Below are 24,137 nucleotides of genomic sequence, written 5' to 3'. Positions count from 1 at the left end.
TGCGCTGTGCTGGTCCGGTTCACTCTCACTCGATACTGGGGTACCCGGTGAAGAAGTCACGCTTCATGCTCTCCGGCGCGCTCTTGGCGCTGTTCACGTCCGGTCTCGTCGTCCCGGCCCACGCCGACCCGCTCGCGGCGCCGCTGGGGACGCCGCCGATCGAGGGCGCGCCCGCCGCGTCGTCGGCCCACGAGGGCCCGGCGACGTTCGCCGCCGCGGACCCCGACGACGGCCTCGTCACCGGCAGCGCGACCACCGAGGTCGCGCCCGGCCTGGACCTCACCCAGTTCGACCGGTACGACCCGGCGGGCTGGATCCGCGGCGACACCCTCGCCGTCGACCTGGGCAGCAAGGTGCTCCGGCCGACGTACCTCAGCCCGGGCACCGTTTCCGCGCGCACACCGCTCTCGCAGCAGGTCGCGCGCACCGGCGCGGTCGCCGGCGTGAACGGCGACTTCTTCGACATCAACGCCACCGGCGCGCCGATCGGCGTCGGCGTCGACCAAGGGCAGCTGCAGACGGCGCCCGCGGCCGGCCACAACCTCACCGCGGCGATCACGGACGAGGGCAAGGCCCGGCTCGCATCGGTCTTCCTCGAAGCGACGGTAACGCTGCCCGGCGGCGCCGTTGAGGCCACGAACTTCAACAGCCCGGTCCTGGACCGCGACGCGATCGGCGTCTACACGCCGTTGTGGGGCCGCTCCGGCCGCGCGACGTCGGTGGCCGGCGCCGCGCGGGTCCTCGAGGTGGAGCTGCGCGACGGCGTCGTCACCCAGGTGCGCACCGCGCCGGCGGACGGCCCGATCGCGGCCGGGACGACCGTCCTGCTGGCCCGTGAGGCCGGCGCGGACGCGCTCGCCGCGCTGAAGCCGGGTGACGCGGTCGGCGTCACGTACGCGCCGCGCTCCGACGCCGGGAAGATCACGGTCGCGGTGGGCGGCAACGAAGTCCTGCTGCGCGACGGCGTCGTGCAGCCCGTCGACAACGTGGCGATGCACCCGCGGACCGCGGTCGGCTTCTCCGCCGACGGCACGAAGCTGTGGCTGGTCACTGTGGACGGACGGCAGGCCGACAGCCGCGGCATGACCGAGCTGGAACTGGCGCGGCACATGAAGAGCCTCGGCGCCGACGACGCGATCAACCTCGACGGCGGCGGCTCGTCGACGCTGCTCGCGCGCACCGAAGGCGAGGCCGCGCCGAGCATCCGCAACGCGCCGTCCGACGGCGGGGAACGCCTGGTGCCCAACGGGATCGGCTTCGGCACGGTGCCCGGCAGCGGCCGGCTGACGGCGTTCGCGCCGGCGCCCGCGGTGGCGACGGCCGACGCGACCCGCGTCCTGACCGGCCTGACCCGGCACCTGGTCGCCGACGGCCACGACGAGACCGGCGCCGCGGTCGCCGCCGACCCGCGCTGGACGACGTCCGACCCCCGGCGGGCCTCGGTGACGCACGGGGTCGTCACCGGCCACGGTCCCGGCGGGGTCGACGTCGTCGCGAAGTCCGGCCGGGCGGCCGGGAAGACGGCGCTTTCGGTGCTGGGCAAGCCGGTCCGGCTCGGCACCAGCACCGAGCAGGTCGCGCTGTCGGCGACCGGCGCGACCAGCACGTTCAAGGTGTACGGCTACGACGCCGACGGCTACGGCACCTGGGTGGAACCCGACGACGTCAAGCTCGATTACGACCACTCGGTCGTGCGCGTGACCCCGGCGGGCGACGGGTTCTCGGTGACGGCGCTGACGGCGTCCGGCGCGTCCGCGATCACCGCGACGGCCGCCGGCCTGACCACCCACCTGGCCGCGTCCGTGGGCACGGTCGCGCAGGTCGCGGCGCCGCTGGACGGCCCGGCGGGCTGGACCGCGACAGTGTTCCCGGCGGTCGTCGGCGCGGCGCTGTCCGCGGCGCCGGGGCGGGACGGCGGCGCCGGGCTCGCGCTGGACTACCGGCTGACCGGCACGACCGCGACGCGTGCCGCGTACGTCACGCCTTCGGCGTCGCTGCCGGTACCGACGGGCACGCAGAAGATCGGCCTGTGGGTCAACGGTGACGGCAAGGGCGCCTGGCTGCGGGCCGAACTGCGTGACGCCGCGAACGTCGCGTCCATTGTGGACTTATCACTGAGCGTGGACTGGACGGGCTGGCGCTACGTCACCGCCGCGGTGCCGGCCGGGCTGCCCGCGGGGCAGCGGCTGGCGCGGTTCTACGCCGTCGAAAACGTGCCGGACCAGCAGTACGAAGGTCACCTGGTGTTCGACGACCTGACGTTCGAGGTGGCGCCGTCGGCGACGGTGCCCGCGGACCCGGCGCCGCACGACCCGGCACTGGTCACCGACGGCACGCTCGCCGGCGGCCTGCGCGTCGCGGTCGTCAGCGACGCGCAGTTCACCGCCGACGACCCCACGGGCCCGCTGGTCGCCCAAGCGCGGCGGGCGCTGCGCGAGGCCGTCGCGGCGAAGCCGGACCTGGTGCTGCTCAACGGCGACTTCGTCGACCGCGGCACCCCGCCCGACTTCACGCTGGCGCGGCAGGTGATTTCCGAGGAGCTGGACGGCAAGGCGCCCTGGTACTACGTGCCGGGCAACCACGAAGCCGAAGGCGGCAACGGCCTCGCCGACTTCCAGGCCGTCTTCGGGGACACCCACCGCGTCGTCGACCTGCGCGGGATCCGGCTGGTGCTGCTGGACTCCTCGCGCGGTTCGCTGCGGGCCGGCGGGTTCGACCAGGTGCGGATGCTGCGCTCGGCCCTCGACTCGGCGGCCGCCGACCGGAACGTGCGCGGGGTCGTCGTCGCGATGCACCACCCGGTGAAGGACCCGAGCCCGACCGGGAACTCCCAGCTCGCGGACCCGAAGGAAGCCGCGCTGCTGACCGGCTGGCTCACCGGTTTCGAGCAGACGTCCGGCAAGCCCGCGGCCGCCGTCGCCTCGCACGCCGGCGTGTTCTCACTGTCCCGTGTGGACGGTGTGCCGTACCTGGTCAACGGCAACTCCGGCAAGGCACCCGCCGCCGCACCGGGCGACGGCGGGTTCGTCGGCTGGACGCTGCTGCGCGTCGACCCGGCCGACCGCGCCCAGCCGGTGCGGTTCGAGACGCGCCCGAACGTCGACTCGCTGACCCTCACGGGTCCGGCCGAGCTGTCCCGGGGTGCCCACGCCGACGTCCGCGCGACGCTGCGCCAAGGCACCCGCGACGTCCCGGTGTCGTACCCGGTCAGCGCGGACTGGACCGGCGCGTGGGGCACACACATCGCCTCCTCCGGCTGGCCGCCCGCGCCGTGGGACGTCGCGTCGTTCGACCCGTCGACCGGGGTGCTGACGGCGTTGCGCCCGGGCGTCGCGCGGCTGTCGGTGACGGTCAACGGGGTGACGAAAACGCTGGTGTCGACCGTTCGCGGCTAAACCGTTCGGTTTTTGTCGGTGGCGGGTCCTAGGGTTCGGGATGTGGACCAAACGGAGGAGCGAGAGCCGGCGCTGGTGCAGGCCAAGGCACTGGTGAAGCGGTTCGGCGAGTTCGAAGCCGTGCGCGGGATCGACGTCGAGGTGCGGCGCGGGGAGGCGTTCGGCTTCCTCGGCCCCAACGGCGCCGGGAAGTCGTCGACCATGCGGATGATCGCGTGCGTGTCACCGCGGACCGACGGCGACCTGCGGGTGCTCGGCCTGGACCCGGACGCGGCCGGCCCGCGGATCCGCGCGCGCCTCGGCGTCGTGCCGCAGCTGGACAACCTGGACGTCGAGCTGACCGTCCGGGAGAACCTGATCGTGTACGCCCGGTACTTCGGGCTGTCGCGGGCGGTGGCTCGCCGCAAGGCCGAAGAGCTGCTGGAGTTCGCCCAGCTGACGGACCGGGCCGATGACAGGGTGGACCCGCTGTCGGGCGGCATGAAACGGCGTCTGACGATCGCGCGGTCGCTGGTCAACGACCCCGAACTGCTGCTGCTCGACGAACCGACGACAGGCCTCGACCCGCAGGCCCGGCACCTGCTGTGGGACCGCTTATTCCGGCTCAAGGCCCAGGGCACCACGCTGATCGTGACCACGCACTACATGGACGAGGCGGAGCAGCTGTGCGACAGGCTGGTGGTGATGGACCACGGCCGCATCGCCGCGGAAGGCTCACCGGCCGAGCTGATCAGCCGCTACTCGACACGCGAAGTCGTCGAGCTGCGGTTCGCGTCGGGGGAGCAGGAGTCGGCGGCCGCGCAGGTGGCGGGCCTGGCGGAGCGGGTGGAGGTGCTCCCGGACCGGGTCCTGCTCTACAGCAACGACGGCGAGGACGCCCTGGAACGCACCCACGCCCGAGGCGTCCGCCCGCTGTCGAGCCTGGTGCGCCGCAGTTCCCTGGAGGACGTGTTCCTCAGGCTGACCGGCCGGACGCTGGTGGACTGATGGACTCGGGTTCCCTTGGCGCACACCGCTGTCCCGCGCCCCTCGGTTCTCCCGGCGAGTCGGCCACTCCGGGCGTTGTGCTGGCCAATCCGGTCGGTGAGTTGGCTGTTCCGGCCGGTGAGTTGGCCCTTCGGGGTGGCGAGTCGGCTGCTCCGGTCGGTGAGTCGGCAGTTTCGGGTGGCAAGCCTGCCGCTCCGGGTGGCGAGTTGGCCGCTCCGGTCGGCGAGTTGGCTGCTCCGGGTGGCGAGTTGGCCGTTTGGGGTGGCAAGGCGGCTGTTTCGGTCGCGACCCTGGCCCTGGCCCGGCGACCCCGGCCACGGCTCCGCCGGGATCCGGCCGATGCCCATCGCCGGAGGGACCCGCGGGGGAGTAGCTCCCGCGGCCCGCGCGCGCACTCTTGTTGGGCGACGGGGCGATCGTGCCTCTGCCGGGAGACTCCGCGCGCGCACCCCCGCCGGGACACTCGGCAAGGGCACCTCCGCCGGAAGGACCGGCCATGACCACCGTCGAATCCACCGGCCGGGTCGTCGGTCGCTGGCACGGGGCCTGGCTGCGCGTTGAAGGGCACTGGACCTGGTACCGCCGGCACTGGCTGTCCACTTTGTACTCCACCGGCCTGCAGCCGGTGCTGTTCCTCGCCGCGATGGGCCTCGGCTTCGGGTCGCAGGTGCGGCCCGGCACGGTCACCGGCGGCCTCTCCTACCTGCAGTACATCGCGCCCGCGCTGCTCGCGGCCGGTGCGGCGCAGCAGGCGATCGGCGAGTCGAGCTACCCCGTTCTCTCCGGGTTCAAGTGGCAGAAGGACTACCTGGCCGTCACCGCCACGCCGGTGTCACCCGGCCAGGTGTTCGGCGGTCACCTGATCTGGTCGGCGCTGCGGCTGACCCTGGCCGGCGCGATCTACGCGTTCGTCGCGTTGTTCTTCGGCTCCTGGACCGGCCCCGGCGTCCTGCTGGTGATCCTGGCCGGCACCGTCACCGGGCTCGCCTGCACCACGCCGATGGCCGCGCTGGCGGCGAGCACCCACGACGAGGGCCAGCGCTTCGGGCTGATCTTCCGGTTCGTCGTCATGCCGATGACGTTGTTCAGCGGCACGTTCTTCCCGATCGCCCAGCTGCCCGCCGCGATCCGCTGGCTGGCCTGGATCTCCCCGCTGTGGCACGGCACCCAGCTGGCCCGCGGCGTGAGCGTCGGCGGGGTCGGCGGCTGGGCGATGCTCGGCCACTTCGCCGTGCTCGCGGCGTTGTTCGCGGCCGGGTGGGCGCTCGCGCACCGGGCCTTCTACAAGAGGCTGGTGGTCTGATGGTGAGCGTCCAGGCCCCACCGGCCCGCGGCGGGCTGCTGCTGCGGATCCTCCCGCCCGGGCTCTACGCCGGCCGGGCGAGCGCGCTGATCGAGCGCGCGGCCATGGTCTACCGGAACAGCTGGCTGATCTTCCTGTCCGGCGCGATCGAGCCGTTCCTCTACCTGATGGCGTTCCAGCTGGGCTTCGGCAAGCTGGTCACCGAGGTCGCGGGCCCGGACGGGCGCCCGATGAGCTACGTCGCCTTCGTCGCCCCGGCGCTGCTGGCGATGTCGGCGATGAACGGCGCCGTCTTCGAGTCGACGTACAACCTGTTCTTCAAGCTGCGCTACGCGAAGCTGTACGACGCGATGCTGGCCACCCCGATCGGCCCGCTGGACGTCGCGCTCGGCGAGATCGGCTGGGCGGTCCTGCGCGGCGGCTTCTACGCGGTGGCGTTCCTCGGCATCGCGGCGGCGATGGGCCTGCTGACGTCGTGGTGGGCGCTGCTGATGGTCCCGGCGGCGCTGCTGGTGGGCCTGGCCTTCTCGGCGGTCGGCATGGCGCTGGTGACGTTCGTGAAGTCGACGGCCCAGTTCGACTACATCCAGCTGGTGCTGACCCCGATGTTCCTGTTCTCGACGACGTTCTTCCCGCTGTCGGTGTACCCGGAGCCGGTGCAGTGGGTGGTCCGCTGCTTCCCGCTCTACCACGCGATCGAGCTGATGCGCGGCCTCGCGACGGACATCCTGTCGCCCGGCATGCTGGGCAACCTCGCCTACCTGCTGGTCCTCGGCGGCGTGGGCCTGTGGGCCTCGACCCGCCGCATCGCGAAACTCCTGCTGACGTGACGTGACGTGACGTGACGTGACGCGGCTCAGCGGGCCGGGTCCGGCCGCCCGGTCCGCGGCGCCACCGCCGCCATCGCGTCCACCATGCCGTGGCCGTAGAAGCCGTTGAACCCCTCGTACCCCGCGCAGTACGCGTCCTGGATCCCGTCGCCGGTCAGGTCGTAGTCGGCCGGGCACGCCATCGGCGTCGCCTGCTCGTCCAGCGACCGCCGCAGCTGGCGCGGCCCGGCGCCCGGGTGCTGGGACGCCAGCAGCGCGAGCACCCCGGCGACGTGCGGCGCCGCCATCGACGTCCCGCACAGCGGCGCGTACCCGCCCGGGACCGTCGAGAGCACGCACCGGCCCGTCTCGCCGCCGGGCGCGGTGACGTCGATCACGCCCAGCCCGTACGAGCTGTAGCCCGCCTTCACCCGGTCCGCCCCCACCGCCGACACCGCGACGACGTCCCGCAGCCCGGCCGGCAGGGCCTCGCACCCGGTGCCCGCGCCGGGCGCGCCCGACCGAGCGGACGGCGTCAGGCCGACGGCCTCGTTGGTCGCCGCCGCGACGTTCAGCGTGCCCGCCGACGTGCTGTACTCCACCGCTCTGGCCAGCACCTCGTGCACGACGCCGCGGTCATCGCCGCGGATGCACGACAGCGACCACGGGTTGACGAAGTAGCTGCTGTTCGTCAGCTGCATGTGCCGCGACGCCGCCCACATCAGCCCGCACACCGCGGCCTCGGGGTCGGCGTACCCGCGGTCGTCGATCACCTTCACCGAGGCGACGCGCACGCCGGGCGCCACGCCGGTGACGCCGTGGCCGTCGTCGGCCGCCGCGATGATGCCGGCCACGTGCGTGCCGTGCACCGACGTCGTCGGCGCCCACGCGCTCCGGTCCTGGTCGGGGGCGCCGGTGAGGCAGCCGGCGGAGTCGTCGCGGTCCAGCGCCGCGGTCAGGTCCGGGTGGGCCGGGTCGATCCCCGAGTCGAGCACGCCGACCACGACGTCGCGGCTGCCTTCGGACACCCGGTGCGCCCAGCCCGCGTTGATCGCCTGCATGTCCCACTGCCGGGAGCTCAGGTCCGTGCCGGGCACCCGGGCCGGGTCGGTCGCGGCCAGCGCCGCCCGCGCGGGCTGGGGCCTGACCGGGTCGGTCGCGCGCTGCGCGGCCAGCCGCTCGCCCTGGGCGCTGAACGTCCGGTCGAGGCCGATCCGCGGCCCGAACCCCGGATCGCCGGACGTGGCCACGGCGACGGCGATCTGCGGGTAGTACACGGTCGTGGCGCCACAGGCGCCGGAAATCTGCGCGCGGGCGGCGGACTCGGTGGTGCCGCGGTCGAAGGTGACGACGTAACGCAGGGTCCGCCCGGGGGCGCAGGACGGCTCGCCGGCCGCCGCCGGACCGGCGGTGACGCATCCCGAAAGCACCAGCACGGTGCACACGGCCGCCCGCAGCGGCCGCGCCAGCAGGGACACTTGACCTCCCACCGGACGCCGGAACGCGGGTGCCGGCGCGCGTGCGCCCGGCCACCCCGAGCCGCACGCTAGCCACCCCGCGCCCGGCGGACAAGCTCTGCAGCCAAGTTCGCCCGGCCGGTGCCCCGCGGCACGCCCGGGCGGCCTGCGTGAGGTACCGACTACACCGGTGCGGTCACCGGGTGTGGGATACTCGGGGTGGCCACTGGGCCGCGGGGCGCACGTGAGAGGTGCTGCCTGCGGCATTGTGGCCCGGCGAAGTGCATGAACCAGCACCACGCGCGTCGCCGCCCGCAGGCCGGGCGGCTGGACGACGTGGCGGGCGGCCCGGGGGCCGCGAGGCTTGGGCAGGCACCCGCCGAGCAGACCTTTGACCGGGTTGCGCGCCATCGGGAGTCGGTGGTGCGGCGCCCGGTCGTCGGGCAAGGATTCCCGCCGCTGGTGACCACCACGGCGGAACGAACAGAAAGGGGCCCCTGCGCGGCCGCGTCCCTGCCGGGTTGAACCGGCAGACGCGCCCGGGGGCGGAGGAGACACATGTCGAACGCGGAAACACCCGCCGAGCACACCGGCGGGAATCCCGCCACACCCACGACCGGCCCGCTGGCCGACCTGCCCGCCCGGATCCGGGTGCACGCGCTGGCCAAGCTGCTCGAGTCGCACAGCCGGGACGTCCTCGCGAAGCTGGGCGAACTGGGCGAAAGCGTCCGCAGCGCGCAGTCGAGCGTGACCCGGGAAGTGGCCCTCAAGGTCGCCGAGGCGTTCTCCGGCGGCGACGTCGAGGTCGCGCCGGCTTCCGGTGGTGACGTCGAAGCGGCGCCGGCTTCCGGTGGCGACGTCGAGGTGGCCCCCACCTCGGGCGGTGACGTCGAGGTGGCGCCCACCGGGCGGACCCGGCGCAAGCCGGAACCCGAGCCGGCACCCGCCGAGACCGAGAAGCCGCGCCCGCGGCAGAAGAGCCGCGCGCACCTGCCGGTGTTCGCCGCGCCGTCGCCGGTCTTCCTGCCGCCGGAGCCCGCCGCGACCAAGCCGGCGCGCAAGCCGGCCGACCCGTTCGCGGAGCCGCCGGCCCCCGCCCCGGTGAAGCAGAAGCGCCAGCAGCCCGAGCCCGAGATCGTCGAAGAAGAAGAGGCCGAGGACACCACGCCGGCCATCGACGCCGACGACGACGGTGACGACGCCAACAGCCGCCGTCGCCGCCGCCGTGGCCGCCGCGGCCGCGGCCGGGGCAAGGGCGCCGACGGCAGCGACGAGAACGAGGGCGACGACGCCCAGGCCGAAGAGGAGCAGCCGGCGCCCGCGCGTCGCCGCTCCCGCAACGGCAACACGGACGAAAAGCCCGCGAAGGACGAATCGGACGTCGCGGAGGAGCCCGAAGGCGACGACTCCGACAACGACGGCGACAGTGACGGTGAAGGCGGCAGCAAGCGCCGTCGCCGCCGTCGCCGCCGCAAGGGCTCGGACGGCGACGACGCCGGGGACACCGGCACCGACGACCCGCCCAACACCGTCACCCACGTCCGCCAGGCCAAGGCCGAGCAGGCCGAACGCGCCGAGCGCGAGCGCCCGGCGGCGCGCGACGAGGTGCGCAGCGTCCGCGGCTCGACCCGGCTCGAGGCCAAGCGCCAGCGCCGCCGTGACGGCCGCGAGGCCGGCCGCCGCCGCGCCCCGATCCTGTCCGAGGCCGAGTTCCTCGCCCGCCGCGAGGCGGTCGAGCGCACGATGGTCGTCCTCGAGAAGGGCGACTCCACGCAGATCGCCGTGCTCGAGGACGGCGTGCTGGTCGAGCACTTCGTGACGCAGTCGGGCTCCGGCTCGATCGTCGGCAACGTCTACCTCGGCCGCGTCCAGAACGTGCTGCCGAGCATGGAGGCCGCGTTCATCGACATCGGCCGCGGCCGCAACGCCGTGCTCTACGCCGGTGAGGTCGACTGGGACGCCGCCGGTCTGGAGGGCAAGGCCCGCAAGATCGAGCAGGCGCTGTCCACCGGCGACTCCGTGCTCGTCCAGGTGACCAAGGACCCGGTCGGGCACAAGGGCGCCCGGCTGACCACGCAGATCTCGCTGCCCGGTCGCTTCCTGGTGTACGTCCCCGCGGGCGGCGCCACCGGCATCTCCCGCAAGCTGCCGGAGAACGAGCGCCGCCGGCTCAAGGACATCCTCAAGCGGATCGTCCCGGAGGACGCGGGTGTGATCATCCGCACCGCCTCCGAGGGCATCGGCGAGGAGGAGCTCGGCCGCGACGTCGACCGCCTGAAGGCCCAGTGGGACATCATCAAGGAGAAGGCCGACGCCGGCTCCGGCCGCAAGGGCGGCGCGCCGACCATGCTCTACGAAGAGCCGGACCTGCTGGTCAAGGTCGTGCGTGACCTCTTCACCGAGGACTTCACCAAGCTGGAGATCCAGGGCAACCGGTCCTGGGACACCATCGACGACTACGTCCGGCACGTCGCGCCGGAGCTGGGCGAGCGCCTCAAGCGCTACACCGGCACCGGCGACGCCTTCGCCGACCACCGGATCGACGAGCAGATCACCAAGGCCCTCGACCGCAAGGTCTGGCTGCCCTCGGGCGGGTACCTGGTCATCGACCGCACCGAGGCGATGACGGTCATCGACGTCAACACCGGCAAGTTCACCGGCTCGGGCGGCAACCTCGAGGAGACGGTGACCCGCAACAACCTGGAGTCGGCGGAGGAGATCGTCCGCCAGCTGCGGCTGCGGGACATCGGCGGCATCATCGTGATCGACTTCATCGACATGGTGCTCGAGTCCAACCGCGAGCTGGTGCTGCGCCGCCTCACCGAGTGCCTCGGCCGCGACCGCACCCGCCACCAGGTGGCCGAGGTCACCTCGCTCGGCCTGGTGCAGATGACCCGCAAGAAGATCGGCACCGGGCTGCTCGAGGCGTTCTCGACGCCGTGCGAGCACTGCAAGGGCCGCGGCGTGGTCGTCTCGACCGAGCCGCAGCGCACGGCCGGCGGCACCGCCGCCCACTCTCCCAGCGGCAACGGGGGCAACGGCGGCAACGGTGGCGGTGGCGGCAACGGTGGCGGCGGTGGCGGGGAGAAGAGCTCCCGCCGGTCGCGCGGCCGTGGTGGCAAGGGCGAGGAAGCCGCCAAGGAGCAGGCCGAGGCCGCCAAGGCCGAGGTGCACGCCGTCCCGCCGCCGGAGAAGCGCGAGTCGATCGCGTCCGCGGTGGCGGCGATGGCCAACGCGTCCAAGGTCGCCAAGGAGCAGCCGCACGAGCACGGTGCCCTCAACGGCAACGGGCCCGTCCCGGAGGTGACCGACACGGCGGAGGCCGGTCAGGCCACCGAGACGCCGGCCGAGGCCGTGGTGGCCCCGGAGCCGGCGACCGAGGTCGCGGACGTCCCGGTGACCACCGAGGCGGACGAGACGCCGGCGCCGCTCGAGGAGCTGCCGGCCGTCGAGCGTTCGTCGGCTCCCGAGCCGGCGGAAGAGCCCGTCACAGAGACTTCGGAGGCCGCTGAGCCGGTCGCCGAACCCGAGGTCAGCGTGCCCGAACCGGCCGTGCGCTCCACCCGGCGCCGTCCGCGCCGGGCCGCGTCACGCCCGGCCGGTCCGCCGGTGAAAGCCTCGGAGCAGAGCGCTAACTGAACACCAGGGGGACCCCGGTGGTAACGCACCGGGGCACCCCACGTAACCTGTAGTACGGCCTACCACCAGAGTAGGCCGCCTGCGTGAGAGCAGGACCGCCTTCCCGGAGGCGGGCCGATCGCGCGGGGCCCCCACCCATTGTCGAGTAATGCAGGAGACTTCCGTGTCGGCGTACGCGATCGTCAAGACCGGCGGCAAGCAGTACAAGGTTGCCGTCGGCGACGTGGTCGAGGTCGAGAAGCTCGAGGGCGAGCCGGGCACCGAGCACATTCTCCCCGCCGTGTTGTACGTAGACGGTGGCGATGTCACCACGGACGTGGACGCGCTGGCGAAGGTCTCGGTCACCGGCAAGGTCGTCGAGCAGACCAAGGGTCCGAAGATCCGGATCCACAAGTTCAAGAACAAGACGGGCTACCACAAGCGTCAGGGTCACCGGCAGAAGCTGACCCGCGTCGAGGTCACCGCCATCTCCATCTGAGGACTTTCCGGATCTTCGCAAGACTGAAAGAGGACTGAGCTATGGCTCACAAGAAGGGTGCGTCCAGCTCCCGCAACGGTCGTGACTCGAACGCGCAGCGCCTCGGCGTCAAGCGCTTCGGCGGCCAGGAAGTCAACGCCGGCGAGATCCTGATCCGCCAGCGGGGCACCAAGTTCCACCCCGGCGTGAACGTCGGCCGTGGCGGCGACGACACGCTGTTCGCGCTGGCCGCCGGTGCGGTCCAGTTCGGCGAGAAGCGTGGTCGCAAGACGATCAACATCGTCGTGCCCGTAGAAGCCTGAGTTTCGGCTTCGACGCTAGACCTCAAACGAGGGGTGGAGCCGGAATATCCGGCGCCACCCCTCGTTTGTTTTGTGTATCCCCTGCTCGCGAATGAAAGAGGCAAGTGATGGCGTCCCGGTTCGTGGACCGCGCGGTGATCCACCTGACCGCCGGCGACGGTGGGAACGGCTGCGCCTCGGTGCACCGCGAGAAGTTCAAGCCCCTCGGCGGCCCGGACGGCGGCAACGGCGGCAACGGCGGCGACGTCCTGCTGGTCGTCGACCCGAACGTGCACACCCTGCTCGACTTCCACTTCCGCCCGCACGCCAAGGCGGGCAGCGGCAAGCTGGGCCAGGGCGGCGACCGCGCGGGCGCGGCGGGGGAGACCCTGGTGATGAAGGTGCCGTCCGGCACCGTCGTGTTCACCGAGGACGGCCAGATGGTCGCCGACCTGATCGGCCCGGGCACCACGTTCGTCGCGGCGCAGGGCGGCCGCGGTGGCCTCGGCAACCGCGCGCTGTCGTCGAAGGCGCGCAAGGCGCCCGGGTTCGCGCTGCTGGGCGAGCCGGGTGAAGCCCGCAACCTCGTGCTGGAGCTGCGTTCGGTCGCCGACGTCGGCCTGCTCGGCTTCCCGTCCGCCGGCAAGTCGTCGCTGATCTCGGTGCTGTCCGCGGCCAAGCCGAAGATCGCCGACTACCCGTTCACCACGCTCGTGCCGAACCTCGGCGTGATCACCGGTGGCGACACCGTCTTCACGATGGCCGACGTCCCCGGCCTGATCCCCGGCGCGTCCGAAGGCAAGGGCCTCGGGCTCGACTTCCTGCGCCACATCGAGCGCTGCGCGGTGCTGGTGCACGTCGTCGACTGCGCGACGCTGGAGCCCGGCCGCGACCCGGTGTCCGATGTGGACGCGCTGGAGCTGGAACTCTCGAAGTACACGCCGGGCCTCGGCGGGAAGCTCGAAGAGCGCCCGCGTGTGGTCGTCCTCAACAAGATCGACGTCCCGGAAGCCGCCGAGCTCGCCGAGTTCGTCCGGCCGGAGTTCGAAGCCCGCGGTCTCCAGGTGTTCGAGATCTCCACGGCGTCGCGCAAGGGCCTGCGTGAGCTGACCTTCGCGCTCGCCAAGGTGGTCGAGGAGTACCGCGAGATGCAGCCGGTGCTGGAGCCGGAGACGATCGTGCTGCGGCCCCTCGCCGTCAACGACGAAGGGTTCACCGTCGACGTCGATCCGGAGGAAGAGGGCGCCTTCATCGTGCGGGGCTCGCGCCCGGAGCGGTGGATCCGCCAGACGAGCTTCGGCAACGACGAAGCCGTCGGCTACCTCGCCGACCGCCTCAACCGCCTCGGCGTCGAGGACAAGCTGGCGAAGCTCGGCGCGCGCCCGGGCAGCCCGGTCACGATCGGCGACGTCCAGTTCGAGTGGCAGCCGTCGACGCCGAGCGTCGCGATGCACCTTTCCGGTCGCGGCACCGACGTCCGGCTCGAGAACCACGACCGGATCGGCGCGTCCGAGCGCAAGGAAGCCCGCCGGATCCGGCGCGACGGCCCGGACGAGCCGGAAGGCGCCGACGGGGACCTGGACGCGTGAGCGGCACGCGGGAGGCGATCGCCGCCGCCCGGCGGCTGGTGGTCAAGGTCGGTTCCTCGGCGCTGACCACCGCGGGCAGCGGCCTCGACGCGGCCCGGCTCGACGCGCTGGTCGACGCGATCGCGCACCGGGTCGCCCGGGACACGCAGATCGTGCTGGTCTCTTCCGGTGCGATCGGCGCCGGCCTGGCGCCGCTTTCGCTCGGCAAGCGGCCGAAGGACCTCGCCACCCAGCAGGCGGCGGCGAGCGTCGGGCAGCTCGCCTTGGCGCACGCCTACGCCGAGTCGTTCGGGCGGTACTCGCTGACGGTCGGGCAGGTGCTGCTCACCTCCGACGACGTCGTGCGCCGTTCGCACTACCGCAACGCGCAGCGGACGTTCTCGCGGCTGCTGGCGCTCGGCGCGGTCCCGGTGGTCAACGAGAACGACACGGTGGCCACCGAGGAGATCCGGTTCGGCGACAACGACCGGCTCGCCGCCCTGGTGGCGCACCTGATCGGCGCCGACGCCCTGATCCTGCTGTCCGATGTGGACGGTCTGTACGACGGCGACCCGCGCGAGGGCGCCACCCGCAAGCTCACCGAGGTGCTCTCGGAGTCCGATGTGGACGGTATCTCGGTCGGCATGTCCAGCTCCGGGCTGGGCACGGGCGGCATGGTGTCCAAACTGGCCGCGGCCCGCACCGCGGCGGGGGCGGGCATCCCGGTCCTGCTCGCGGCGGCGTCGGAGGCGTCCCCGGCCCTGACGACGGCGTCGCCGGGCACGGCGTTCGCCCCGGCGGACACCCGCCTGTCGGCCCGCCGCTTCTGGCTGGGCTACGCGGCGGACACCACGGGCAAGCTCCGCATCGACGACGGCGCGGTGACGGCGGTGGTCCGCCGCCGCAGGTCCCTGCTGGCGGCCGGGATCATCGGCGTCGAGGGCGACTTCCAGGCGGGCGACGTCGTCGACCTGGTCGACACGAACGATCGCGCGGTGGCGCGCGGCGTGGTGGCGTTCGACGCGACCGAGCTGCCGGACCTGATCGGCCGCTCGACCCCCGAACTGCCGCCGGAGCAACGACGCGAGGTCGTCCACGCCGACGACCTCGTCCCGCTGCGCCGCTGAAAGCCGCTGATCGGGGACCTGTCCCGGACGCCCCGTCCTAGGCTCCGCGCATGACCGGCCCCGCCGACATCCTCCGCACCGCCGCGCGGCGCCACCCCGACCGGACCGCGCTCGTCACCGCGACGCGCACGTTGACCTACCGCGAGCTGGACGCGGCCGCGGCGGCCGTGGCCGGCGGTCTGCGTGACCGCGGCATCGCGCCGGGCGACGTCGTGACGCTCTACGCGCCGAACCGCTGGGAATGGCTGGCCGCCTACCACGGTGCGCTGCGGGCCGGCGCGGTCGTCAACCCGGCCAACGCCCTGCTCACCGCCGAAGAACTCGGTTACGTCACCCAGGACTGCCGGGCCGCGGCCGTGATCACGACCAGCGCGCTGCGCGAGCGGGTCACCGGCGTCGAGCTCGTCGTGGACCTCGACGACGGCGCGGACGCCGTCCCGTTCGCGGACCTGCTCGATGCGGCACCCCGGGAACCGGTCGACGTGGACGGTCCGTGCACCATCGCCTACACCTCCGGCACCACCGGCCACCCGAAGGGCGCGGTGCAGAGCCACTACGGCGTCCTGGTCAACTGCGCGCTCACCGCCACGATGCACGCCCGCCGCGAAGACGACGTCGTCGTCACCGCGTTGCCGCTCCCGCACGTCTACGGGAACGTCGCCGTGCACAGCACCTTCTGCGCCGGCGGAACCGTGGTGCTGCGCGAACGGTTCTCACCCGGAGACGTCTTCGCCGCGATCGAAGAGCACCGCGCGACCCTCTTCGAAGGCGTGCCCGCGATGTACGCGATGCTGCTCGCCGACCCGGCCCTCGCGGGCGCGGACCTCTCGTCGCTGACCCGCAGCACGGTCGGCGGCCAGACGATCGCCGTCACGACCATGCGGGCCTGGCAGGAGCGCAGTGGCGCGCCGCTGCTGCAGGTCTGGGGGATGACCGAGCTGTCCGGGCACGCCACCACGCACAGCCCGCACGCGCCCGAGGTCCTCGGCTCCATCGGCGTCGCCTACCCCGGCGTGCAGATCCGCGTCGCCGACCTCGACGACCCGGCCCGCGACGTCCCGGACGGCGTCCGCGGCGAGCTGCTGGTGCGCGGGCCGGTCGTGATGCTCGGGTACCACGACCAGCCCGAAGCCACCGCCGAGACGATCGACGCGGACGGCTGGCTGCGCACCGGCGACCTCGGCTACCGCGACCCCACCGGCCACCTGTTCGTCGTCGACCGCAAGAAGGACCTGATCATCACCGGCGGCTACAACGTCTACCCGGCCGAGATCGAGCGAGTGCTCGCCGGGCACCCGGCCGTCGCGATGGTCGCCGCCGGGCCGGTGCCCGACGCCGTCAAGGGGGAGCTGGCCTGCGCGTACGTCGTCCTGCGCCCCGGCGAGACCGCCACGGCCGACGAGCTGATCGCGTTCACGACCCCGCACCTCGCCCCGTACAAGCGGCCGCGGCTGGTCCGGTTCGTCGACCGGCTGCCCGCGACACCGTCGGGGAAGATCAAGCGGCGCGAGCTGGCCGGGCTGTGAGACCGCGCTCAGCCCCGGCCGGCCAGCTGCGCGCCGAGCTGGTCGAAGAAGACCCGCGTCCCGGCGTCCAGGGCCGCGAAGTGCTCGTCGGTCACCACGCCGGTCTGCCGGAACTCCTGACGGGTGCCGCCGTCGACGTCCGTCAGCGTCACGGTCATCTCGGTGCGCATCGGCTCGTCCGGCGACGGGTCGTCGCTGAGCCCGAGCACCAGCCGTTCACCCGGGACGACATCGACGTAGAACCCGGCGAACGGCATGGTGAAGTCGCCGGCCTCGGACGACTGCTTCGCGGCGAACCGGCCGCGCGGCTCGACCTCCATGACCAGGTCGTGGGTGCGGAAGCCGGGGCCGACCCACCAGCCCGCGAACCGCGCAGGGTCGGTCCACGCCGCCCACACCTCGTCGCGGGACACCGGGAAGGTGTCGGTGAGCACCAGCTCGTGCGGCGTTTCCACTGCTTCTACTTCGGACATCCGGACCACTCCTCGGGTTCTTCGGTGACTGGAGCCACCTTCGCCGGGCGGCCCATCCGGCCGCTATCGATCCGCTATGGACGACACTGGTGACGATGACCGAGCCCGCCACCCCGCCGCGACTCCGCCTGCTCGGACCCGCCGAGCTCGGGTCCCCGGCCACTCCCGTGGGCAGCCCGCGCGAGTCGGTCGTGCTCGCCGTCCTCGCGCTCGACGCCAACCGCGAGGTCGGGGCCGACCGGCTGGTCGACGCGCTCTGGGGCGAGCAGCCGCCGGCGACGGCCCGGTCGCAGGTCCAGATCTGCGTGTCCGCGCTGCGCCGCCGGCTGCGGGACGCCGGCGGGTTCGCGACGATCACCACCCGCGCGCCGGGCTACCGGCTCGACGTCGCCGCCGAAGACCTCGACCTGACGCGGTTCGCGGAACTGGCCGTGCGGGCCCGGACGGACGACGACGCCTGCGAAGCGGCGCTCGCGTTGTGGCGCGGTCCCGCGTTCGCCGGCCTGGACAGCGATGCGCTGACCCGCGCGGCCACCCGGCTCGCGGAACGCCGGCTGGACCTGGTCGAGCAGCGCGTCCGGGCCCGGCTCGAGCGCGGCGACGACGTCCTGCCCGAGCTCACCGCCCTGGTCGACGAGCACCCGCTGCGGGAGCACCTGCACCTGCTGCTGATGCGGGCGCTGCACCGCGGCGGCCGCCGGGCCGACGCGCTGACCGCGTTCCGGCGGGCGCGGGACGTCCTGGTCGACGAGCTCGGCGTCGAACCGGGCCCGGAGCTGCGTGACCTGCAGGCCGCGATCCTGGCCGGGGAGCGGCCGGCCGTCCGGGACGTCGTCGCGCCGCCCGTCCCGCGTCAGCTGCCCGCGCCCGCCACCAACTTCACCGGCCGCGACGCCGCGTTGCGCGCCATCAGCGCGCGGTTGTGCGGACCCGCCGACCCGCAGACGCCGTTCGCGGTCCGGGTCGTCGGGATCTCCGGCGCCGGCGGCGTCGGCAAGTCGGCGCTGGCGGTGCGGGCCGCGCACGAGCTCGCCGCGCAGTTCCCGGACGGCCAGCTCTACGCCGACCTGCACGACGACTCGGCCGAGGACAGCACGACCTGGTCGGCGCGGGTGCTCGGCAGTTTCCTGCGCGCTCTGGGCATGGCCGAGGAGCTGCTGCCCCGCGATCCGCGCGAACGCGCCGAGCTGTACCGCACGCGGCTGGCCGACCGGCGGGTCCTCGTCGTGCTCGACGGCGTCCGGCGGGAGGCGGACGTCCTGCCGCTGCTGCCCGGCTCGGCCGGCTGCGCGGTCCTCACGACGTCACGGGCGCGGCTCACCGGCCTGCCCGGCGCGGCCGGCGTCCAGCTCGACGTGCTCGAGGAGGACGTCGCGCTGCGGCTGCTCGCGACGTTCGTCGGCGATGATCGGCTGCGCGCCGAACCGGAGGCGGCCGAGGCGCTCGTCGCCGCGTGCGACCGGCTGCCGCTCGCGCTGAGCATCGCCGGGGCGAAGCTCGCGTCCCGCGACCACTGGGCGCTCGGCGACCTGCTGGACCGGCTGACCGACGAGAAACGGCGGCTGGACGAGCTGTCCTTCCGCGGGGTCCAGCTGCGGTCGACGATCGCGTTGTCCTACCACGGCTTGAGCGAGCCGGCCCGGTCCCTGTTCCGCCGGATGGCCACCCCGCAGCACCCCGACCTGCCGCACTGGGCGCCGGGCGCCCTGCTGGACCTCCCGCACGTCACGGCCGAAGACGCGCTCGCCGAACTGCTCGAAGCCAACCTGATCGCCGACGGCGCCCCGCCCTCGGCGTTGTCCCGGCGCTGGCGGTTCCACGACCTCGTGCGCGTCTTCGCGACCGAGCGCGCGTCGGCCGAGGACAGCGTCGCCGAGCACGCGGCCGCCCTGCGCCGCCTCGGCTCCGGCTGGCTCGGCCTCGCCGAGCAGGCCCAGCGCCCCGAGTTCGGCGATCGCCTCGACCTGCGCGGGACCGCGCCCCGCCGGGAGCCACCGGCCTCGGCGACGGCCGCCGTCCGCCGGGCGCCGTTGCAGTGGGTCGACGAAGAGCGCTTCGCGCTCGTCGCGGCCGTGCGGGAAGCGGCGGCCGCGGAGTGGGACGACCTGTGCTGGGAGCTGGCCGTCACGGCCGCGGCGCTGTTCGAGATCCGCGGCTACTTCGACGACTGGCGGGAGGTCGCGCAGCTCGCGATCACGTCGGCGGACCGCGCCGGCGACCCGGTCGGTGCCGCCGCGGCCCGCTATTCGCTGGGCGCGCTGCTCGTCCACCAAGGCCGTCCGGACGACGCGGCCCGGTACCTCGAACCCGCGCTGGCCGGGTTCCGCGCCGCCGGCATCGGCCACGGCGTCGGCGCGACGCTCCGGCAGCTCGCCACGGTCCGGCGGCTGAACGGCGACCTCGCCGCGGCCCGGGCCTGCGCCACCGAGGCGTTGCCGCTGCTGCACGCGGCCGGCGACCGCAGCGGCGAAGCCCACGCGCGGTCCGGACTCGCCCGCCTCGACCTCGACGCTTGCGCGCTCGGCGACGCCGCCGGCCAGGTGGCCGAGGCGCTGCGGCTCGCGCGGGACGCGGGCGCGTCGCGCACCGAAGCACAGATCCGCTACCGCAGCGCCGACGTCGAATTGGCTGCCGGGCACGTGGCCGCCGCCGGGGTGGCGGTGGACCGGGTCCTGGAGATCGCTTCCGGTCTGGGGGACCGGATCGGCGTCGGGTACGCGTTGTTCGGCCAGGGCCGCGTCGCCGTCGCGGCGGGCGACGCCGTCACGGCCACCGCCCGGTTCACCGAGGCGGTCACCGTGGCCGGCGTGACCGGCGACCGGCACCTGCAGGCGCGGGCGCACCGGCGGCTCGGCGAGCTGGCCGGGGACGCCGTGACGGCTGCGGAGCACGCTCGCCGGGCCGAGCTGCTCCTCGCCGACGTCGCGCAGCACGCGAGCGGCGGCCGATAGCGCGTCGATAGCCCACCGGAAGCGTCACCGCCGAATCTCGGGGCCCAGCAACCGAACCCGGGAGACTCCGATGCGCAAGATCGTCAACTCGACCTACGTGACCCTCGACGGCGTCGTCTCCGAGCCGCACCTGTGGTCCCTGGACTACTTCGACGAGGCCGCCGGCGCGTTCGCGCTCGACCAGCTGCGCGCCAGCGACGCCCTGCTGATGGGCCGGGCCACCTACCACAGCTTCGCCGGAGCGTGGCCGGCCCGCAGCGGCGACGAGTTCAGCGACACCATGAACAAGATGGCCAAGTACGTCGCCTCGACCACCCTGACCTCGCCGGAGTGGAACAACACGACCGTGCTGACCGGCGACCTGCCCGACGCCGTGCGGGAGCTGAAGCAGGCACCGGGCGCGGACATCCTGGGGTACGGCTACGGTCCCGTCGCCCGCACGCTCGTCACGCACGGGCTGCTCGACGAGCTGCGCCTGTGGATCCACCCGGTGCTGCGCGGCGCCGGCGAGCAGCTCTTCGGCGAAGGCGTCACCGGGCGGTTCGGCAAGGTCGAGACCCGCACGTTCGCGAGCGGCACGGTGGTCCTCATCCTGTCCGAACCCCGGAGCTGACGGCCGACGAGCTGCCGGCGCCTACGTCCCGCTGATCCGGTCCGGCTTGATCGTCAGCAGCAGCCGCGTCTGGTCGCGCCCGCCCCACCACGGGTACGGGCCGCCGAGGTACCGCTGCGCCAGCTTCTCGATGTGCTCGACCGCGCCGTCTTCGGTCATCCCGACGACCTGGCCGCGGATCGCGTAGTAGCGCGACGTCCGCTCGCGGTCGGCGACGTTGAGCGCCACCCGCGGGTCACGCTCGATGTTGCGCTGCTTCTGGTGGCCCAGCACGGTGTTCACCAGGACGTGCGTGCCGTCGGTGTCCACCCAGGTCTGGGTGAGCTGCGGCGAGCCGTCCGGCATCGACGTCGCCAGGAAGCAGAGGCTGGGCTCGCGCAGCAGTGCGAGCAGGTCGCCGGGCAGTTCCACAGTGGTCTCCCGCTAGAGCTGGTCGGGCGCGTCGATGCCGAGCAGGGAAAGCCCGAGCGCGAGCGTGTGCGCCGTCAGCGTAGTCAACCGCAGCCGGGACGCGCGCAGCTCGGGGGTCGGCGCCTTGAGGACCGGACAATCGTCGTAGAACCGGGAAAACGCGACGGCGGTCTCGTAAAGGTACGTGCAGAGCTTGTGCGGCGCGTAGGCGCTCGTCGCGGCCTGAAGGGCTTCGCCGAAGCGCAGCAGCTTCAGCGCGAGCGCCCGTTCCGCCGGTTCGTCCAGCAGGATCCGTGTGCCCTCGGGCTCGCCGCCCGCCTTGCGCAGGATCGAGCGCGTCCGCGCGTGCGCGTACTGGAGGTACACCGAGGTGTTGCCCTCCTTGGCGAGCATGCGTTCCCAGGCGAAGACGTAGTCGCGCTCGCGGTCGCCGGAGAGATCGGCGTACTTGACCGCCCCGATGCCCACCGCGCGGGCGACCTCGGCCTGCCCCGCCGCGTCGAGCTCACTGCGCTCGGCGACGACTACGGCGGCCTGCGTCACGGCTTCGGTGAGCAGGTCGGCCAGCTTGATCGTCTCGCCGGCCCGCGTCCGCATCGTCTTGCCGTCCGCGCCCAGCACGGTGCCGAAGCCGACGTGCTCGGCGTGCCCGGTCAGCCAGCCCGCCGTGCGGCAGGCCGAGAACACCATCGCGAAGTGCTGCGCCTGCGGCGTCCCGACGACGTAGAGCAGGTCGGTGGCGCCGCGCTCGGCCGTCCAGTACCGGACGGTGGCCAGGTCCGTGGCGGCGTAACCGTAGCCGCCGTCGCGCTTGCGGACGATCAGCGGCAGCCGGTCGCCTTCCCGGTTGCGGAACCCCTCCGGGAACACGCAGACGGCGCCGTCGCTGATCTCGGTCAGCCCGGCCGCTTCGAGATCGTCGACGACTGCGGCGAGGTAGGAGTTGTAGAAGCTTTCGCCGTAGATGTCCTTGTCCGTCAAGGAGATCCCGAGCAGGGCGTAGACCTCGTCGAAGTGCCGGGTCGACTCGTCGACGAGGGTCCGCCACACGGCGAGGGTGTCTTCGTCGCCGCTCTGCAGCAGCACGACGCGGGTGCGCGCCCGCGTCGCGAACGCTTCGTCGCTGTCGAACTTCCGGCGCGCTTCGCGGTAGAAGGCGTCGAGGTCGGCGATCGCGCGCTGCTCGGACGGGACGTCGAGCAGGTGCTCGATGAGCATGCCGAACGGCGTGCCCCAGTCGCCGAGGTGGTTGTGCGGCAGCACTTCGTGGCCCGCGAAGCGCAGCAGGCGCGCGAGGGCGTCGCCGATCACGGACGAGCGCAGGTGCCCGACGTGCATCTCCTTCGCGACGTTCGGGCTGCTGTAGTCGAGCGCGATCATGCGCGGCTCAGCCGTCTTCGGCACGCCGAGCCGCGGGTCGCCGAGCACCGCGGCCGTGCGTGATTCCAGCCAGTCCTTGCGCAGCACGAAGTTGAGGAAGCCCGGCCCGGCGACCTCGGGCGCGTCCGCGATCCCGGCCAGCTCCACGGCTTCGGCGATCAGCGTCGCGACCTCGCGCGGCGGCCGGCCGAGCTTCTTGCCGAGGCTCATCGCGAGGTTGGCCTGGTAGTCGACGCCGTCACGCGGCGACGCCTGGATCAGCGCCTGCTCCGGCGTCAGGTCCACGTCCAGAGCCCGGCCGACGGCGGCCACCACGCGGCGCGCCAGCTCCTCGGTAACGTCGGCGGTGTGCACGGTGTCCCTCCTTCGGGGCTCGGTCGGCGGAGCCCGCAGCCTAGCGAGCGTGACCGGCCGGCGACGAAGGGATTACCCCAGCTCGCTGCCCTTGGTCTCCGGCAGCGTCAGGATCACGGCGAACGCGATCGTGGCACCGGCGGCGACGTACCAGAAGTAGAGCGTCGGCGAGATCGCGCCGAACACGGTGATGAGCAGGGGAGCGGTCCCGCCGAAGATCGCGACGGTCAGGTTGTACCAGGCCCCGATCCCCAGCCCGCGCAGCTCGGTGGGGAACAGCTCGCTCATGATCGCCGGCGCGATCGACGTCATCGCCGTGTACAACCCCAGCCCGACGCAGAACACGACGAGCAGGCCGCCGATGTTCGGGCCGATCAAAGTGGACAGGGGCACGATGACGACCGCGGTGGCCCCGGACCAGACGAGCAGCTGCGGCTTCCGCCCGACGCGGTCCGCGAGCGCGCCCATCGGGTACTGCAGCGCGATGAACAAGGCCGTGCCGATCGAGAGCGCGAGGAACACGGCATCGGCGTCGGCGTGCCGGTTCTTCACCGCGAACGAGGTGAGCGCGCTGAAGAACGTGTAGTAGCAGAGCGTCGAGAGCATGGAGAACCCGACGAGCCGGCCGACGGCCTTCGGGTGGTGCGTCAGCGTGGTCAGCAGCGGCCGCTCGAGCTTCCGCGCCTTGGTCTTCGTCCGCTCGAACAGCTCGGTCTCGGCGAGGCTGCGGCGCAGCCACAGCCCGACCACGCCGAAGACGCCGCCCAGCAGGAACGGCAGCCGCCAGCCCCAGGACGCGAGCTGTGCCTTGTCGAGCGTCCGCGACAGCACGAACCCGAGCACGGTCGCGACGAGCACCGCGGAGCCGGTCGAGATGTAGAAGAACGCCGAGTACCGGCCCCGCCGCGCGGCCGGCGCGATCTCGCCCAGGTATGCCGACGCGTTCGACACCTCGCCGCCGAGCGAGAGCCCCTGCGCGATCCGGGCGAGCAGCAGCAGGAGCGGCGCGAGCCAGCCGACCTGCGCGAACGTCGGCAGCACGCCGATCGCGACCGAGCCGCCCGCCATGAGCACGATGGTGAGGATCATGGCGGGCTTGCGGCCGCGGGTGTCGGCGAAGCGCCCGAGCAGCACTCCGCCGAGCGGGCGGAAGAAGAACGCGAGCGCGTAGGTGGCGAACGTGTTGATCAGGGCGAGCGTGTCGTTGCCGGACGGGAAGAACGCGCCGGCGAAGTAGATGCTGAACGTCGCGTAGATCGTCCAGTCGAACCACTCCAGCGCGTTGCCCGCGCTCGCCGCGAACAGCTTGCGCACCGGCAGCCGGTGCTGGACCCGCACGGTCATGGCGGCCTCCACGTCCCCCGAAGGTGGAACGCGACTTTGCC

At 73.2% G+C, this 24,137-nt stretch carries 17 protein-coding genes; 12 read left to right on the top strand and 5 right to left on the bottom strand.

Features of this window, described 5'->3' with window-relative positions; genetic code table 11:
* Positions 1-65 precede the first annotated feature (65 nt).
* The 4 genes from MUY22_RS48355 to MUY22_RS48340 all read left to right on the top strand — a co-directional run bounded on the left by MUY22_RS48355 (position 66) and on the right by MUY22_RS48340 (position 6,515).
* Positions 66-3,395 carry a phosphodiester glycosidase family protein gene (locus MUY22_RS48355; RefSeq protein WP_247064491.1) on the top strand — a complete coding sequence of 1,110 codons (3,330 nt, stop codon included), beginning with the start codon at positions 66-68 and terminating at the stop codon, positions 3,393-3,395.
* Between the two features lie 42 nt (positions 3,396-3,437).
* On the top strand, positions 3,438-4,382 hold the full coding sequence (locus MUY22_RS48350) for an ABC transporter ATP-binding protein (RefSeq protein WP_247055226.1): 945 nt from the start codon (positions 3,438-3,440) through the stop codon (positions 4,380-4,382).
* Positions 4,383-4,878: 496 nt separating this feature from the next.
* A complete protein-coding gene (locus tag MUY22_RS48345; protein ID WP_247055223.1) occupies positions 4,879-5,685 on the top strand; it encodes an ABC transporter permease in 807 nt (268 codons plus the stop codon).
* The gene (locus MUY22_RS48340) at positions 5,685-6,515 is read left to right on the top strand and encodes an ABC transporter permease (protein WP_247055221.1); all 831 of its coding nucleotides are present in this window, start codon (positions 5,685-5,687) and stop codon (positions 6,513-6,515) included. Before MUY22_RS48345 ends, MUY22_RS48340 begins: the two co-directional genes overlap by 1 nt.
* Before the next feature lie 26 nt (positions 6,516-6,541).
* Here MUY22_RS48340 and MUY22_RS48335 read toward each other — a convergent pair whose 3' ends face one another.
* Complete coding sequence (locus MUY22_RS48335) at positions 6,542-7,972, bottom strand: S8 family serine peptidase (RefSeq protein ID WP_247055219.1); 1,431 nt, start codon at positions 7,970-7,972, stop codon at positions 6,542-6,544.
* A gap of 537 nt (positions 7,973-8,509) precedes the next feature.
* On the opposite strand from MUY22_RS48335, the gene MUY22_RS48330 reads away from it, so the two are divergent.
* The 6 genes from MUY22_RS48330 (at position 8,510) to MUY22_RS48305 (ending at position 16,570) form a co-directional block, all read left to right on the top strand.
* A complete protein-coding gene (locus MUY22_RS48330; protein ID WP_247055217.1) occupies positions 8,510-11,590 on the top strand; it encodes a translation initiation factor IF-2 N-terminal domain-containing protein in 3,081 nt (1,026 codons plus the stop codon).
* 163 nt (positions 11,591-11,753) lie between these two features.
* Positions 11,754-12,068, top strand: coding sequence for a 50S ribosomal protein L21 (gene rplU, locus MUY22_RS48325; RefSeq protein WP_247064489.1), 315 nt, complete (start codon positions 11,754-11,756; stop codon positions 12,066-12,068).
* Between the two features lie 41 nt (positions 12,069-12,109).
* Positions 12,110-12,370, top strand: a complete 261-nt coding sequence (rpmA, locus tag MUY22_RS48320) for a 50S ribosomal protein L27 (protein WP_155545674.1) — start codon at positions 12,110-12,112, stop codon at positions 12,368-12,370.
* Between the two features lie 107 nt (positions 12,371-12,477).
* A complete protein-coding gene (gene obgE, locus MUY22_RS48315; RefSeq protein WP_247055215.1) occupies positions 12,478-13,938 on the top strand; it encodes a GTPase ObgE in 1,461 nt (486 codons plus the stop codon).
* Positions 13,935-15,044 carry a glutamate 5-kinase gene (gene proB / locus MUY22_RS48310; protein WP_247055212.1) on the top strand — a complete coding sequence of 370 codons (1,110 nt, stop codon included), beginning with the start codon at positions 13,935-13,937 and terminating at the stop codon, positions 15,042-15,044. Before obgE ends, proB begins: the two co-directional genes overlap by 4 nt.
* 50 nt (positions 15,045-15,094) lie before the next feature.
* The gene (locus MUY22_RS48305; protein ID WP_247055209.1) at positions 15,095-16,570 is read left to right on the top strand and encodes a class I adenylate-forming enzyme family protein; all 1,476 of its coding nucleotides are present in this window, start codon (positions 15,095-15,097) and stop codon (positions 16,568-16,570) included.
* 8 nt (positions 16,571-16,578) lie between these two features.
* On the opposite strand, the gene MUY22_RS48300 is transcribed toward MUY22_RS48305, so the two are convergent.
* Positions 16,579-17,043 carry an SRPBCC domain-containing protein gene (locus tag MUY22_RS48300; protein WP_247055207.1) on the bottom strand — a complete coding sequence of 155 codons (465 nt, stop codon included), beginning with the start codon at positions 17,041-17,043 and terminating at the stop codon, positions 16,579-16,581.
* A 95-nt stretch (positions 17,044-17,138) separates the two neighbouring features.
* Here MUY22_RS48300 and MUY22_RS48295 point away from each other — a divergent pair, with 95 nt between their 5' ends.
* Positions 17,139-19,994 carry an AfsR/SARP family transcriptional regulator gene (locus tag MUY22_RS48295; protein WP_247055205.1) on the top strand — a complete coding sequence of 952 codons (2,856 nt, stop codon included), beginning with the start codon at positions 17,139-17,141 and terminating at the stop codon, positions 19,992-19,994.
* A gap of 70 nt (positions 19,995-20,064) precedes the next feature.
* A complete protein-coding gene (locus MUY22_RS48290) occupies positions 20,065-20,607 on the top strand; it encodes a dihydrofolate reductase family protein (protein ID WP_247055202.1) in 543 nt (180 codons plus the stop codon).
* A 21-nt stretch (positions 20,608-20,628) separates the two neighbouring features.
* Here MUY22_RS48290 and MUY22_RS48285 read toward each other — a convergent pair whose 3' ends face one another.
* The 3 genes from MUY22_RS48285 to MUY22_RS48275 all read right to left on the bottom strand — a co-directional run bounded on the left by MUY22_RS48285 (position 20,629) and on the right by MUY22_RS48275 (position 24,096).
* Complete coding sequence (locus MUY22_RS48285; RefSeq protein ID WP_247055200.1) at positions 20,629-21,018, bottom strand: PPOX class F420-dependent oxidoreductase; 390 nt, start codon at positions 21,016-21,018, stop codon at positions 20,629-20,631.
* A gap of 12 nt (positions 21,019-21,030) precedes the next feature.
* Positions 21,031-22,752, bottom strand: coding sequence for an arginine--tRNA ligase (gene argS / locus MUY22_RS48280; RefSeq protein WP_247055198.1), 1,722 nt, complete (start codon positions 22,750-22,752; stop codon positions 21,031-21,033).
* Positions 22,753-22,824: 72 nt separating this feature from the next.
* Complete coding sequence (locus MUY22_RS48275; protein WP_247055196.1) at positions 22,825-24,096, bottom strand: MFS transporter; 1,272 nt, start codon at positions 24,094-24,096, stop codon at positions 22,825-22,827.
* Positions 24,097-24,137: the final 41 nt, after the last annotated feature.

The sequence above is a fragment of the Amycolatopsis sp. WQ 127309 genome (assembly GCF_023023025.1).
In the GTDB taxonomy this organism is placed as follows: Bacteria; Actinomycetota; Actinomycetes; order Mycobacteriales; family Pseudonocardiaceae; genus Amycolatopsis.
This window is presented reverse-complemented; position numbering and strand designations above follow the sequence as displayed.